Source organism: Mesorhizobium sp. ESP7-2 (assembly GCF_020164715.1).
GTDB lineage: Bacteria > Pseudomonadota > Alphaproteobacteria > Rhizobiales > Rhizobiaceae > Mesorhizobium.
Window position 1 is genome coordinate 191,719 of sequence record NZ_JAIUGQ010000004.1, and the last position, 13,572, is coordinate 205,290.

The following is a 13,572-nucleotide window of genomic DNA, read 5'->3' on the forward strand; positions in this document are numbered from 1 at the left end:
CGGCAGGCAGATGAGGGGCGGCGCCGAATTCGACAATCGCTCCATCAAAACCAGGCCTGCCGTCAGCGAAGTTTTAAGGGCTGTTGCGCCATGGTGGTCGCCCGCCAGGAGTTCCTCCATGCCCGATACATCCTGCACTCCGAAAGACCCGGCCTCGCTACCCGGCAAGCGGGTGGGGCAAGGCAGCGCCTACAACCGCCGCAGCGATGCCGCAACCATCGCCAGGCTCGAGGCGGAACTTGCGGCGCAGGCGGCGCTGATCGCCAGTCAGGATGTTTCGCTTGCCCACAGCCGCAAGATCTTCGACCGGGCGTCGGCCGCGGCGCGCATCGGCGTGTGGGAATGCAGCCTGCCCGACGAGCGACTTACCTGGACCGATGTGGTCTACGACCTGTTCGACTTGCCGCGCGGCTCGGTGCTCGACCGCGGCGAGATCATCAAGTGCTATCCGGCTGAATCGCGCAAGGCACTGGATAGTCTGCGCGGCCGTGCCATCGCCGAGCGCAGCGGATTCACCCTCGATGCCGAGATCACGACCGTGGCCGGCCATTGCCGCTGGATCCGCATCACCGCCACCGTCGAGTGCGAGGCTGATATGCCCGTGCGCATCTTCGGCATGAAGCAGGACATCACCGAGGAAAAAATCCTCTCGGACCGGATGCGCTATCTGGCCGAATTCGACGCCATGACCGGGCTTGCCAACCGCGCCCGCTTCCAGGCGCGGCTCGGGCATGCGGAGGAGGGCCGACCCGTCGGCGCGCTCCTTTTGATCGACCTCGACGGCTTCAAGGCCGTCAACGACACCTTCGGCCATGTCGTCGGCGACGAGTGCCTGAAGGCGGCGGCAGAACGCCTTACCGGCGGTTGCGGCGGGGCGGAGCTGGTGGCGCGCGTCGGCGGCGACGAGTTCGCGGTGCTGCTTGGGCCGCATCTCGATCGAGCCGCCGTCTCCGGCATGGCGCGCCACCTCATCGAGGCGATGGCCAAGCCGCTTCCCGTCCGAGGCCAGTCGCTCAGATTGGGCGCCTCGGTCGGCATTGCCTTCGCCGAGGCCGGTCAGCCCTGCGACCTGTTCATGCAGGCCGACACCGCGCTCTATGCCGCCAAGGCCGCAGGCCGCAACACGTTCCGCATCTTCAAGGCCGAGGGGCAAGTGAAAGGGCACAGCGCCGCGGCATGAGGGCTGAACGCTCTTTGCCCGCGCGAGCGAAACCGCCGCACTTTCCTGGAATTTCTAGGCCTTCTTTACCGCCCGTTTCTTCTTCGGTGTCGGGTTCTGGGCTTCCGCCATGCGGTCGGCTTCTTCCTTGGCCAGCCGCAGCTCTCTCAGCCGTTTCGTCTTGATCTCCCTGGCCCGCGCCTCGGACACGTATTCAGCGGTTGCCTTGTTGTGCTCGGCCGTCTTCTTCTGCTTGTCGACAAAGCGGGCTTGGGCTTTTTCCATCAGAGTGTGATTGCCATCGGCCATCGAACAAATCTCCTTCATGCTGAAATCGTGAAAACGAACTTGTCAGATAAATAGGGGCTCGGCAGGAAAAATTCAATCTTTCGAATTATTTGGGCCCTTGCCGGCGTGGAGAAACCGAGCGCTGAAATAATACTTCTAATATTTAATTCGTCTCACGATAAATTTTGGCACTCCTATCTATCGAGTGCCAAACCGCCTATAGGAGAGGGCGCGGTCGCCTATGCCGGCCCCAGAAAGAAGTTCTCATGAAGTTCCGTCCACTCCACGACCGCGTCGTCATCCGGCGCGCCGAAGGCGATACTAAATCCAAGGGCGGCATTATCATTCCCGACAATGCCAAGGAAAAGCCGCAGGAAGGCGAAGTCATTGCCGTCGGTCCGGGGGCACGCGACGAAAAGGGCGCGCTCGTTCCGCTCGACGTCAAGGCCGGCGACTTGGTTCTGTTCGGCAAATGGTCGGGGACGGAGGTCAGGATCGACGGCGAAGACCTGCTGATCATGAAGGAAGCCGACATTATGGGCGTCATCGAAAGGGCTGTCGAAGCCAAGAAGGCCGCCTGACTGGAGCGCCGCGCGTTCGGCGCGGCGACTGGCCCCCTCAAACTCGAAACGGATAAGAATCATGTCTGCCAAGGAAATCAAATTCTCCACCGATGCGCGTGACCGCATGCTGTGCGGCGTCGAAATCCTCGCCAATGCGGTGAAGGTGACTCTGGGTCCCAAGGGCCGCAACGTCATCATCGACAAGGCTTATGGCGCCCCGCGCATCACCAAGGACGGCGTCGCCGTTGCCAAGGAAATCGAGCTTGCGGACAAGTTCGAGAACATGGGCGCGCAGATGGTGCGCGAAGTGGCCTCGAAGACCAATGACCTCGCCGGTGACGGCACCACGACAGCCACGGTGCTGGCCGCTTCGATCCTGCGCGAAGGCGCCAAGCTGGTCGCCGCCGGCATGAACCCGATGGATTTGAAACGCGGCATCGACCAGGCCGTCGCCGCCGTCGTCGGGGAAATCAAGGCGAAGGCCAAGAAGGTCAAGTCGTCGGCCGAGATCGCGCAGGTCGGCACCATTGCCGCCAATGGCGACGCCAGTGTCGGCGAAATGATCGCCAAGGCGATGAACAAGGTCGGCAATGACGGCGTCATCACCGTCGAGGAAGCCAAGACCGCCGACACCGAACTCGACGTCGTCGAAGGCATGCAGTTCGACCGCGGCTATCTCAGCCCCTACTTCGTCACCAATGCCGACAAGATGCGCGCTGAACTCGAGGACCCCTACATCCTCATCCACGAGAAAAAACTCGGCAATCTGCAGGCGATGCTGCCGATCCTCGAAGCGGTGGTGCAGGGCGGCAGGCCGCTGCTGATCATTGCCGAGGACGTCGAAGGCGAGGCCCTCGCCACCCTGGTCGTGAACAAGCTGCGCGGCGGCCTCAAGGTCGCGGCCGTCAAGGCACCGGGCTTCGGCGACCGTCGTAAGGCGATGCTGGAAGACATCGCGGTGCTCTCTTCGGGCCAGATGATTTCCGAGGATCTCGGCATCAAGCTTGAAAACGTCACCATCGAGATGCTCGGCCGCGCCAAGCGCGTGCTGATCGACAAGGACACCACCACGATCATCGACGGCGCGGGCACCAAGGCGACCATCCAGGCGCGCGTCGCCCAGATCAAGGGCCAGATCGAGGAGACGACCTCGGACTACGACAAGGAAAAGCTCCAGGAGCGGCTGGCAAAGCTGTCAGGCGGCGTTGCCGTGATCCGCGTCGGCGGCGCCACCGAATCGGAAGTGAAGGAAAAGAAGGACCGCATCGACGACGCGCTGAACGCCACGCGTGCGGCCGTGGAAGAAGGCATCGTGCCAGGCGGCGGCGTCGCCCTGCTTCGTGCCCGGTCGGCGCTATCAGGCCTGAACGGCGCCAATGCCGATGTCACCGCCGGCATCTCCATCGTGCTTCGCGCGCTTGAGGCGCCGATCCGCCAGATCGCCGAGAATTCCGGCGTCGAGGGCTCGATCGTTGTCGGCAAGCTCGCCGACAGCAAGGACCACAATCAGGGCTTCGACGCCCAGAACGAGGTCTATGTCGACATGATCAAGGCTGGGATCGTCGACCCGGCGAAGGTGGTGCGCACGGCATTGCAGGACGCCGGCTCGATCGCGGCCTTGCTGATAACCGCCGAAGCGATGATCACCGAAATCCCGCCGAAGGATGCGGCACCGGCGGGTGGTGGTGGCGGCATGGGCGGCTACTAAGGATTCAGTCGACCTGCGGGGTGGCTTCATCGAAGCCGCTTTCCAGGCCTGCCTCAATCCGGCGGCGCCGGCTGCTCACTGAAGTTCGATATTACCGCCGGGGGATCTTCTCCCGGTGCGCAGGCCTCTAGCCCAGGAGATCGATCCATGATCCTGTTCGCACAGAAGCCAGAGACAGTCGTCACGACCGAGACGACCGAGGAAAGCCGCTTCGACCGCATCCGCAGGATTGCCGCCGACAAGCACAAGAAATCCGATTCAGATACGGCAACGCCACAAAAGGGCGAACCCAAGCGCCCGATGTAAGGCCGCGCCGCTACTGGCCGTTCAACCTCAGACCACATCGCGCGTCAACGGCGCGAGCTCGATGCCGTTGGCCGAGCGTGTTCCAGCCAGACAACTTCCTGTCGGCAGTGTCGGAGTGTCCGGTATTGTCATCATATTAGCTTGAGAGCATATTTGTCCGGCAGCGAGCCCTTGGCCGCCAACGCGTCCCGGGGGCGCCTGCGATTGTTCCGAAAAATAAATCACTCCGTGCCGCTCGAATTATGGAGCAGCACGAGACAATGACATTTGGAGGAAATACCCATGAAAGTGATTATCTTGGCAAACTATGCGCCTCATGCCGCCAAAGGATTGATGCAAGGCTCGGACAGGCAGGCTGCGGTCAAGGCGCTTTTTGAAAGCGTTGGCGGCAAGGTGAGCAGCGTGATGTTCACGCGCGGCATCTATGACGTCGTTGTCAATGGCGAGGTGCCGGACCAGTCAGCGGGGATTGGCATGTCCCTTGCGGTGCGAGCGAGCGGCTCGCTGACCGAGATGGTTGTACTGGAAGAACTCGATATGAAGGCAGTGCTCGCGGCCGCCAAAAAGGCTGCGGGCGCGTACAAACCCGCCGGCTGACGAACTTGCCTTCTTGATCAAGGCAGCACGGTTCGATGGACGTGCCGTGCTGCCAAGTCCGACAGGGCATCTTCTTCCGACTTTCGCGGCGACTGGAATTTAAGCTAGTATCGTCCGGTGGTCGTTTGGTGCAGGGCGTTTGCGGAAAAACGGAACCGCGATCCTCAATACGGAGACAAGCCATGTTTGCCGCCAAGGCCATCGACACCTCGGACAAGGCCGCGTTCTACCGAGACCTCGCCGCGCAACTGAAGGCATTGCTGGAGGGCGAGGGGGATTCGATCGCCAACGCCGCCAACACCTCGGCGCTGATTTTCCAGATGGTGCCCGACCTCAACTGGGCCGGCTTCTACTTCCTGGCATCGGACGAGGAACTGGTGCTCGGACCCTTCCAGGGCAAGCCGGCCTGCGTGCGTATCGCGGTGGGCAAGGGCGTGTGCGGAACAGCGGTCGAGCTCGGCACCTCGATGCTGATCAAGGACGTGCATGATTTCCCCGGCCACATCGCCTGCGACGCCGCCTCGCGCTCCGAGCTGGTGGTGCTGCTGGAAGACGAGGAGGGCGTCTTCGGCGTGCTCGATCTCGACAGCCCGATCCCCGGCCGTTTCGACAGTGCCGACCAGGCCGGCATCGAGGCGCTGGCGGCGATCTATGTCGCGGCGAGTTCGTTTGTGGATTGATTAGCCTGAGACCTTCACCAGCATCAGGCTGAAGCAGCCGATGAACAGGAAGGCGCAGAAGGCGAGCGCCAGCGGGCGCAGGCCGCGCGAGCGCAGCTTCGAGATGTCGGCCTGCAGGCCCATGGCGGCCAGTCCCATGGTGAGCATGATGGTGGTGGCGATCGCCATTGCCTGCTTCACCTCAGCCGGCATCGCGACTAGGCTGTTCAGCGCCACGACGGCGACGAAGGCGGCGACGAACCATGGCATGGGCGGTCGCGCCGCCGACTGGTCGTTGCTCCCGCGGCGCGCCGTCAGGCCGAGCGCGATGACCATCGGCGCCAGCATGGCAACGCGCGTCAGCTTGGCCACCGTGGCGATCTCGCCGGACTGGGTGCCGTTCTGGAAACCGGCGCCGATGACCTGCGCCACCTCATGGATCGAAGCGCCCGCCCACAGGCCGAAAGCGTGCTGGTCGAGGCCGAGCATCGGCGCCAGCAGCGGGAAGCCGAGCATGGCGACGGTGCCGAACAAAGTAATCGAGGCGACGGCGTAGGTGACGTCCTCGTCGCGCGCATCGGTGACGATGTTGGTGGCCACGATCGCCGAGGCGCCGCAGATCGAGGTGCCGGCGGCGATCAGCCGCGCCAGCTTGGCGTCGACGCCGATCAGCCGGCCGAGCGTGATGGTGAAGAGGAAGGTGGCGCCAAGGGTCAGCGCCACGATGCCGACGCCGCTAGCGCCGATGGAGACGACCTGGCCGAGCGTCAGCTGGAAACCGAGCAGCACGATGGCGAAGCGCAAAAGGCGCTTTTGCGAGAAGGCGATGCCGGCCTTGGCGTGCGTCGGCGTGCCGAGCACGTTGGAATAGATCATGCCGGCGACGACGGCCAGGATCATGGGGCTGAACAAGGCGAAGCCGGAGACATTGCGGGCGGAGAAGGCGACGGCGGTGATCATCGCCACCAGCACGATGCCGGGGATGATGCCGTTCCAAAGGGAATCGAGGCGCTTGCGGCCTGCGACCAGATCGGCGGAAATCCTGCTTTTCGGAATATCGTTCGCAATGCGGGTCAGGGAAGACAATGCAATTCTCCAGGCGGGTATGCCGGGGAAATGCCATTTCACAATCGATCTTTCCAACGAATTATTCTAGTTAGAATGATCGAATTTTTCGAACGATCGCGGTCAAAAAACGGCCTCAAGAACGCGTGCGCGCATTGCTGGTGCCTTGGCGATCATGCAAGCGTACCGAACTGCGAGGACGCAAGCCGTCGGGCTACAACAATTCCTGCCACCGCCGTGCGCCATGAATAACACGCACGATCTCCGCACCGTCGTCCGTTTGGCGATAGAGGATCAAGTAGTTTCCCGCGGGGAACGTGCGCAAGCCTGCTCGCACTTCCGGCCGGGCAATGCCCATGCCCGGCATGTCGGCGATGCGTTCGCAATGGGCATGGATTTCGTCATACCAAACGCAATGCCGCCGAGGGACTGTCCTCGGCCATATAAAGCGCGATGGCTTCGATATCAGCTTCGGCCTCCGGTCTTAGGCGCAGCGTCATCGCGATGTGCGCTCGGCAATCCTCGCATCAAGCTTGCTTTTGATCCGGGCGAAGGCATCCCGTCCGTCTACGGGATCGCCGCTTGCCATGCCTTCGTCCCATAGGCGGCCTAACTCGTCGATGGCTTGGTCGCGTTGCACCCGACGAAACTTCCACTCGCGCAAGGCCTCGCGCATGACTTCGCTCGCCGAAGCGTATTCGCCCGCCGCAACGACCTCGCGCATCATGGTTGCCATTTCGGGCGTGAGGGCAACGCTCACTTTCTCGACATTCGCCATCGGCGGCTACTCCTATCTAGACAAAGTAGGCAAGTTTACCACCGGCTGCAAAGAGGATAGGTGGCGCATGACATCAAAGCTGCGCCTCGATCGCCGCCTTGTCGATCACGGACCAGACGTTCCTGATCCTGTCGTTCAGAAACTCGTAGAAGACGTTCTCGCTGAAGGAGACTTTCCTGCCGTTGACGAGCAGTCCGAGGAAAGTTCCCTTGGGCGTGCAATTGAACTGGAGGCGGCTCGCTATGAACGGTGGGTCTGAGATCAACAGCTGGACATCGAAATAGAGGTCCGGGATTTCGCGAAAATCCCGTTCCAGCATGTCGCGATAGCCCGACAGTCCAACCCGGTCGCCATTATAATGCACCTCGTCATGGACGAAGCGATGCAGCCTTTGCCAATCCTGATTGTTGAGGCAGTCGATATAGCCTCGATAGAGATCGGTTTCGGTCACGGCGATGGCTCCGTTGGTAGAACGCCCGATCGGGAAGATAGAACGGCCACGGATACAATCCAGCCGCTTTACCCGCGATATCGCAAGGCATCGACCAGCGGCGGGAAGGCCGCTGGCGGCTGGCGGCTGGGCAAAGCGCTGCCGATGGTTGGCCCAACGACCGGGCCAGACGGTGCCTTGACGCGTGACGGTTGCTGCTCCAGCTTGCCGCCATGTTCGTTCTCGCGCCCGCCGACACCAAGCGACGCCGCCCAGTGCGGAGCGGCACGCAGATTGCGCGACGAGGAAGATCGGCTTTATAGATCCGCTTCGTTTCCCCAGCCCGCCCGCGAAAAACGCCGGCGGGTTTTTTCATGCCTGGAGCCTTTTGATGATTGCCAGTTCTTCGATCCGGTTTCGGCCGGCCGAACCTGCTGACGCCGCAGCGATCCGCGACATCGTCCGTGCCGCCTATGCCAGATGGGTGCCGGTGATCGGCCGCGAGCCGCTGCCGATGCGCGCCGATTACGACAAGGCCGTCGCCGAACACCAGTTCGAGCTCGCCATCGCGGAGGACCGCATCGTCGGCATGATCGAGACCATGCTGGAGGACGATCACCTCTGGATCGAGAATGTCTGCGTCGCGCCGGAGGCGCAGGGCGGGGGCATCGGCCGGCTGCTGCTGGAGCGCGCGGAAACCAAGGCGCGCGAGGCAGGACGCCCGGAGCTCCGCCTGTTGACCAACGGCGCCTTCGAAGCCAATGTGTCGCTCTATCGCAAGCTTGGCTATACGATCGATCGGGAGCAGCCGTTCATGAACGGAACGACGGTCTACATGAGCAAGCGGCCGGTTGGATGCCCACCAATCGGAGCGTGAGCATGGCTGCCAGGATCAAGCTCAAGCAACTCACCGGCCTTTATGCGATTTCGCGGCTTGAAGCCGGTGACGGCATTCCTGCCTGGGCGGACGGACCAGGCTTCGTCAGCATCACCAGAACCGATGACGAGCTCTCGATCACCTGCCTCCAGGATCGCGTGCCGGATGCCGTCAAGCACGATCGCGACTGGGTCGCCTTCAAATTGCAGGGGCCCTTTGCGTTCGACGAAACCGGCATCGTGCTGTCGGTCATCAGGCCGCTGTCGGAAAACGAGCTGGGCATCTTCCTGGTGTCGACCTTCGATGGCGACCACCTGCTGGTGAAAGCGGCGGACGAGCTCGCGGCGAGAGGCTTTCTGAGCGAAGCCGGGCATACGCTGCTATAGTCCGCTCATCGCCGGCCGCTGACCGGCGATTGGCGCGCTGGCTCAATCACTGGCGCGCTGGCTCAACCACTTCGGGGGTTGCGTTTGACAGCGCCGTTTGCGCATCGTTATTTCTTGCCCGATATGACGGCCCGCCCGGCAATGCGGCACACCCCAGGAGTAACCATGTCACACAATCTGCAGTTCTATATCGATGGCGCATGGGTCGATCCTGTTGTGCCCAACACGCTCGACGTCGTCGATCCGTCCAATGAAGATGCCTTCGCGCAGATTTCACTCGGCTCCAGAGCCGATGTCGACAAGGCGGTGGCCGCCGCCAAGCGCGCCTTCGACACATATGGCTTCACCTCGGTCGAGGAGCGCCTCGATATCCTCAACCGCGTCATCGAAGTCTACAAGAAGCGCAGCAAGGACCTGGCGCTCGCCGTGTCGCGCGAGATGGGCGCGCCGCGCCAGATGGCGCTCGACAGCCAAGTCGGCGTTGGCCTCGCACATCTGACCAAGATGGCCGAGACGCTGAAGAATTTCCAGTTCCGCCACGTCAAGGGCAACCACCTCGTGGTCAAGGAACCGATCGGCGTCGTCGGCCTGATCACGCCGTGGAACTGGCCGCTGAACCAGATCACCTGCAAGGTCGGTCCGGCACTCGCCGCCGGCTGCACCATGGTGCTGAAGCCGTCCGAAATCGCCCCGCTCGACGCCATCATCTTCGCCGAGATCATCGACGAGGCCGGCGTGCCGAAGGGCGTGTTCAACCTCGTCAACGGCGACGGCCCTGGCGTCGGCCAGGCGCTGTCCAGCCACCCCGACATCGACATGATGTCGTTTACCGGTTCGACGCGGGCCGGCATATTGGTAGCCAAGGCCGCCGCCGACACGGTCAAGCGCGTGCACCAGGAGCTTGGCGGCAAATCGGCCAACATCCTGTTTCCGGATGTCGACCTCGCCACCGCCGTCAGCAAGGGCGTCGCCGGCTGCTTCAGCAATAGCGGCCAGTCCTGCAACGCGCCGACCCGCATGTTCGTGCCGCGCGACCGCCACGACGAGGCCGCCGGATACGCCAAGACGGCGGCTGAAAAGTTTACGGTCGGCCCGGCCGACGGCGCCAACACCAAGCTCGGGCCTGTGGTCAGCCAGGTCCAGTTCGACAAGATCCAGGACCTGATCCAGAGCGGCATCGACGAGGGTGCGACGCTGGTCGCCGGCGGCCCCGGCCGCCCGGCCGAACTCAATCGCGGCTACTATGTCAGGCCGACCGTTTTCGCCGACGTCACCCACGACATGCGCATCGCGCGCGAAGAGGTTTTTGGGCCGGTGCTGGCGATCCTGCCCTACGACACGGTCGAACAGGCGGTGGAGCAGGCCAACGACACCGTCTACGGCCTTGCCTCCTACATCCAGGCCAAGGACCTGCAGAAGGCGCGCGACGTGGCGGCGCGCATGCGCTCGGGCAATGTCTACATCAACTATCCCCAATGGGACGCCGGCCTGCCCTTCGGCGGCTACAAGCAGTCCGGCAACGGCCGGGAGTATGCCGAATACGGGCTCGAGGATTTCCTCGAGATCAAGGGCATCGCGGGGTATGAGGCGGCGGAGTAGTTCTTGGCTGCTATCCCCAGTCGGACAGGCGCAGGCGCTGCCCCTCATTGTCCTGCCGGACATTTCTCCCCGTCTAGAGACGGGGAGAAAGACGCCGCCAGCAACGCCGGCGCCATTCTTGCAATGCTGATGATTTGGCGAAGGCGGTGACGACAGCGCTCCTCTCCCCGTCACTATACGGGGAGAGGATGCCGGCAGGCAGGTGAGGGGCAGCGCCGACTTGGGCGATGCTGTCTCCTCCAAGTTCGAAACTTGTTTGACGTAGTGGCCCTTCGATCCCGCCTCATCCTTGCCAATTGGCAGATACATGCTATATATCTGCCATTAGCGAGGTGTAGACATGCAACTTCAGTCCATCGTCACCACGCCAGCCACGGTCGGCAGCGCCATCTCGGATGAAGAGGCGGGCGCCTTGGCGCGGACCACGGTCAACCTGTTCAAGGCGTGGAATCTCAGCGACTTCGAGGCCTGCGTCCTGCTTGGCGGCATCTCGGCGCGCACCTGGGCGCGGTGGAAAGAAGGCGGCGTCGGCAGGATCGACCGCGACCTGCGTACCCGGATGGCGCATCTGATGGGCATCCACAAAGGGCTGCGCTACCTCTTTACCGAACCGGCGCGCGGCTATGCGTGGATCCGCAAGCCCAATGCCACCTTCGGCGGGCAATCGGCGCTCGACCTGATGCTGCGCGGCGACATCGCCGATCTCGCGGCGATGCGCGAATGGCTCGATGCTGAGCGTGGTGCATGGTGAGTGGACTTGCGGTCCGGCGCCGCGTCCACTGGCCCCAGACCTATCGCATCATCCGCTCCATCCATCCGCCGATCGACCTCTTCGAGGACATTGCCGACCCGCGCGACTGGGAGGCGCTGGCCGCCGTCGAGGCGAAGACCAACCCGCGCATCCGGCTCGAGTTCGGCGATCTCGGCAAGGTGCCGGCCGCAAGGCGGGTTTCGGGTCCCGGCGCCAGTTTCGTCATGGCGCCTTTCGTGCATTGCTCGACCTTACGGCCCGGCCGCTTCTCGGATGGCAGCTACGGCATCTATTATGCCGGCGACAGCGAGGACGTGGCGCTGGCCGAAACCATCCACCATCACCAGAACTTCATGCGCGCCACCAACGAGGCGCCCGGCTGGACGGCCGATTTCCGCGTGCTGATCGGCAGCGTCGACCGCGATCTCGACGACGTCAACGCCGTGCCCGGCGTGCTCGACCCGGACGACTATACGGCGTCGCAGGCGGAAGGGCGGGCGCTGCGGGCCGCCGGCAGCGACGGGCTGGTGTGGAACAGCGTGCGCATGCCCGATGGCGAGTGCATCGGCATCTTCTGGCCAGACGTCATCGATGTCCCGGTCCAGGGCCGCCACTACAGTTACCACTGGGACGGCGGACGCGTCGACTTCGTGCGCCAGCACGACACGGGCAAGGTGCTGGAAGTGGTGTGAATGCGGGTGGTGCGGCCACGGCTTGAATATGCCCTGGCGAATGAGCCTGCGCCGGGGAAGCAGCCCTGACCGACCGCGCCATTTTGAAAGTATCGAGTTGCGGCCGTCACCGCACCACCAGAACCGGGATCTCGGTGTAGGACAGCACTTCCGCCGTCTGGCTGCCCAGAAGCAGCCTGCCCAGCCCGCGGCGGCCGTGCGAGGCCATGACGATCAGGTCGCAGCCCTGCGCCCGCGACAGTTCCAAGATCGCCTCGGCGGGTCTTTTCTCCTCGACATGGATCAGTTTGGCGGACACTCCGGCGGCCTCGGCCGATGCCTTGCATTTGTCGAGCACTTCCTTGCCGTAGCGGCGCGCTTCTTCCTGGTAGGCGGCCAGTTCATCGCCAGCGGCATAGCCGGCCATGGCGCCGCCCCAGGCGAAGATCGGGAATTGTTCCGAGACGGTGATGAAGGTGACGGCGGCGCCGATGCCCTTGGCCAGCGTGAGGCCATGGGCAACGCCCTTGTCGGCCAGTTCAGAGCCGTCGGTGGCGATGAGCAGATGTTTGTACATGATGATCCGGCCTGTCGTGCGAGGATTGTCCGCGGGCGGACATGTTCCGGTGTGATGACTATCCAACAGAGATAGTTATGCCCCCGCGCTCATTCATTGAGCCAATGCGGCGGGCATCAGGGCCAGAAATGTGGCTTGATATCCAGAGCTTGGTTTCTCGCGCGGTCAATTGTTGGCGTCGGCGCCGCCCCTCATTGCCCTGCCGGGCATTTCTCCCCGTATAGAGACGGGGAGAAAGGGCAGTTGCGACCTTGGCGCTCTTTCTGCGGCGCTGGAGATTCGCGAAATCATCGACGAATGCGTCCTTCTCCCCGTCACTATACGGGGAGAAGATGGCGGCAGCCAGATGAGGGCGGCGCCAACCTATCGAGAAGAAGCACCGCGCAGATTTAGCCAGCCGGATTCCCCTTGGCGGAATCGTCCTCTAAGGTGCCGACAACTCCGAAAGGCACCCCATGAGCAACGCGTTTCCGCAGATCCATCTGGTCCGGCATGGCGAGACGGCATGGAGCCTTTCGGGGCAACATACCGGGCGCACCGACATGCCGCTGACGTCGGCCGGCGAGGCGGCCGCGCGCGGCGTCGCGGATCGGCTCAAGGGCCTGTCGTTTTCGGCGGTGTGGTCGAGCCCTTCTCAGCGCGCCTACAGCACCAGCGTGCTCGCCGGCTTTGGGGAGCGCAGCGTCAGGATGGTCGACCTGCAGGAATGGGACTACGGCGCCTATGAAGGGCGCACGACCAAGGAGATTCTGGCCGAGCGGCCGGGCTGGAACGTGTTTCGCGACGGCTGCCCGCAAGGCGAGATGGCGGCCGATGTCGGCGCCCGTGCCGACAGGATCATCGACCGTCTGCGCAAGGCCAATGCCGACATACTGATCTTTTCCAGCGCGCATTTCCTGCGCGTGCTCGCCGCCCGCTGGCTCGGCCTGCCGCCGGAAGGCGGCGCGCTATTCGTGCTCGACACGGCCAGCATCAGCGTGCTCGGCTACGAGCATGATCCCGGCGAGCCGGTCGTGCGCAAGTGGAATCTGAGATAGGGGCTGGCGGGCTTAGCGCCGACATCAAGCGCTTCGTCATCCACGGGCGGAACAAGGAGCGTAGCGACGCGGCGCAGACCCGAGGATCCATGCCGCGACTTCGGGGCGCAGCCACGGTGCG

General features: G+C 63.3%; 18 protein-coding genes. 12 read left to right on the forward strand and 6 right to left on the reverse strand.

Going from position 1 to position 13,572, the window contains the following annotated elements; genetic code table 11:
• Positions 1-118: 118 nt before the first annotated feature.
• Complete coding sequence (locus tag LB543_RS06465) at positions 119-1,180, forward strand: diguanylate cyclase domain-containing protein (protein WP_224613491.1); 1,062 nt, start codon at positions 119-121, stop codon at positions 1,178-1,180.
• Positions 1,181-1,234: 54 nt separating this feature from the next.
• On the opposite strand, the gene LB543_RS06470 is transcribed toward LB543_RS06465, so the two are convergent.
• Complete coding sequence (locus LB543_RS06470; protein WP_224613492.1) at positions 1,235-1,468, reverse strand: hypothetical protein; 234 nt, start codon at positions 1,466-1,468, stop codon at positions 1,235-1,237.
• Positions 1,469-1,713: 245 nt separating this feature from the next.
• Between LB543_RS06470 and LB543_RS06475 the strand changes: the two genes are divergently transcribed.
• The 5 genes from LB543_RS06475 (at position 1,714) to LB543_RS06495 (ending at position 5,301) form a co-directional block, all read left to right on the forward strand.
• Positions 1,714-2,028, forward strand: a complete 315-nt coding sequence (locus LB543_RS06475) for a co-chaperone GroES (protein ID WP_140763636.1) — start codon at positions 1,714-1,716, stop codon at positions 2,026-2,028.
• A 61-nt stretch (positions 2,029-2,089) separates the two neighbouring features.
• Positions 2,090-3,718: a chaperonin GroEL gene (gene groL / locus LB543_RS06480; protein ID WP_224613493.1), complete on the forward strand. Its 1,629-nt coding sequence runs from the start codon at positions 2,090-2,092 to the stop codon at positions 3,716-3,718.
• Between the two features lie 147 nt (positions 3,719-3,865).
• Positions 3,866-4,024, forward strand: coding sequence for a hypothetical protein (locus tag LB543_RS06485; protein WP_224613494.1), 159 nt, complete (start codon positions 3,866-3,868; stop codon positions 4,022-4,024).
• 282 nt (positions 4,025-4,306) lie between these two features.
• Positions 4,307-4,621 (forward strand): GYD domain-containing protein, encoded by a 315-nt coding sequence (locus tag LB543_RS06490; protein WP_140763630.1) that lies wholly within the window; start codon positions 4,307-4,309, stop codon positions 4,619-4,621.
• A gap of 182 nt (positions 4,622-4,803) precedes the next feature.
• Positions 4,804-5,301: a GAF domain-containing protein gene (locus LB543_RS06495; RefSeq protein ID WP_224613495.1), complete on the forward strand. Its 498-nt coding sequence runs from the start codon at positions 4,804-4,806 to the stop codon at positions 5,299-5,301.
• On the opposite strand, the gene LB543_RS06500 is transcribed toward LB543_RS06495, so the two are convergent.
• From LB543_RS06500 to LB543_RS06515, 4 genes are all read right to left on the reverse strand, one after another.
• The gene (locus LB543_RS06500) at positions 5,302-6,366 is read right to left on the reverse strand and encodes a YeiH family protein (protein WP_224613496.1); all 1,065 of its coding nucleotides are present in this window, start codon (positions 6,364-6,366) and stop codon (positions 5,302-5,304) included. It lies immediately after the preceding gene.
• 193 nt (positions 6,367-6,559) lie between these two features.
• On the reverse strand, positions 6,560-6,712 hold the full coding sequence (locus LB543_RS33865) for a type II toxin-antitoxin system RelE/ParE family toxin (RefSeq protein ID WP_318012957.1): 153 nt from the start codon (positions 6,710-6,712) through the stop codon (positions 6,560-6,562).
• A gap of 129 nt (positions 6,713-6,841) precedes the next feature.
• On the reverse strand, positions 6,842-7,123 hold the full coding sequence (locus LB543_RS06510) for a type II toxin-antitoxin system ParD family antitoxin (protein ID WP_140811380.1): 282 nt from the start codon (positions 7,121-7,123) through the stop codon (positions 6,842-6,844).
• A gap of 73 nt (positions 7,124-7,196) precedes the next feature.
• A complete protein-coding gene (locus LB543_RS06515; protein WP_181178776.1) occupies positions 7,197-7,574 on the reverse strand; it encodes an ester cyclase in 378 nt (125 codons plus the stop codon).
• Between the two features lie 370 nt (positions 7,575-7,944).
• Between LB543_RS06515 and LB543_RS06520 the strand changes: the two genes are divergently transcribed.
• From LB543_RS06520 to LB543_RS06540, 5 genes are all read left to right on the forward strand, one after another.
• The gene (locus LB543_RS06520) at positions 7,945-8,430 is read left to right on the forward strand and encodes a GNAT family N-acetyltransferase (RefSeq protein ID WP_224613497.1); all 486 of its coding nucleotides are present in this window, start codon (positions 7,945-7,947) and stop codon (positions 8,428-8,430) included.
• 2 nt (positions 8,431-8,432) lie between these two features.
• Positions 8,433-8,816 (forward strand): ACT domain-containing protein, encoded by a 384-nt coding sequence (locus LB543_RS06525; protein WP_224613498.1) that lies wholly within the window; start codon positions 8,433-8,435, stop codon positions 8,814-8,816.
• Between the two features lie 165 nt (positions 8,817-8,981).
• On the forward strand, positions 8,982-10,415 hold the full coding sequence (locus tag LB543_RS06530) for an aldehyde dehydrogenase family protein (RefSeq protein ID WP_224613499.1): 1,434 nt from the start codon (positions 8,982-8,984) through the stop codon (positions 10,413-10,415).
• Positions 10,416-10,755: 340 nt separating this feature from the next.
• Entirely contained in the window at positions 10,756-11,166 is a 411-nt protein-coding gene (locus LB543_RS06535; RefSeq protein ID WP_224613500.1) for an MbcA/ParS/Xre antitoxin family protein, read from the forward strand.
• On the forward strand, positions 11,160-11,858 hold the full coding sequence (locus LB543_RS06540) for an RES family NAD+ phosphorylase (RefSeq protein WP_224613501.1): 699 nt from the start codon (positions 11,160-11,162) through the stop codon (positions 11,856-11,858). The genes LB543_RS06535 and LB543_RS06540 overlap by 7 nt, the downstream gene beginning before the upstream one ends.
• A gap of 106 nt (positions 11,859-11,964) precedes the next feature.
• Here LB543_RS06540 and LB543_RS06545 read toward each other — a convergent pair whose 3' ends face one another.
• Positions 11,965-12,414, reverse strand: a complete 450-nt coding sequence (locus tag LB543_RS06545; RefSeq protein ID WP_140763602.1) for a universal stress protein — start codon at positions 12,412-12,414, stop codon at positions 11,965-11,967.
• A 455-nt stretch (positions 12,415-12,869) separates the two neighbouring features.
• Here LB543_RS06545 and LB543_RS06550 point away from each other — a divergent pair, with 455 nt between their 5' ends.
• Positions 12,870-13,451: a histidine phosphatase family protein gene (locus LB543_RS06550; RefSeq protein WP_224613502.1), complete on the forward strand. Its 582-nt coding sequence runs from the start codon at positions 12,870-12,872 to the stop codon at positions 13,449-13,451.
• Positions 13,452-13,572 lie beyond the last annotated feature (121 nt).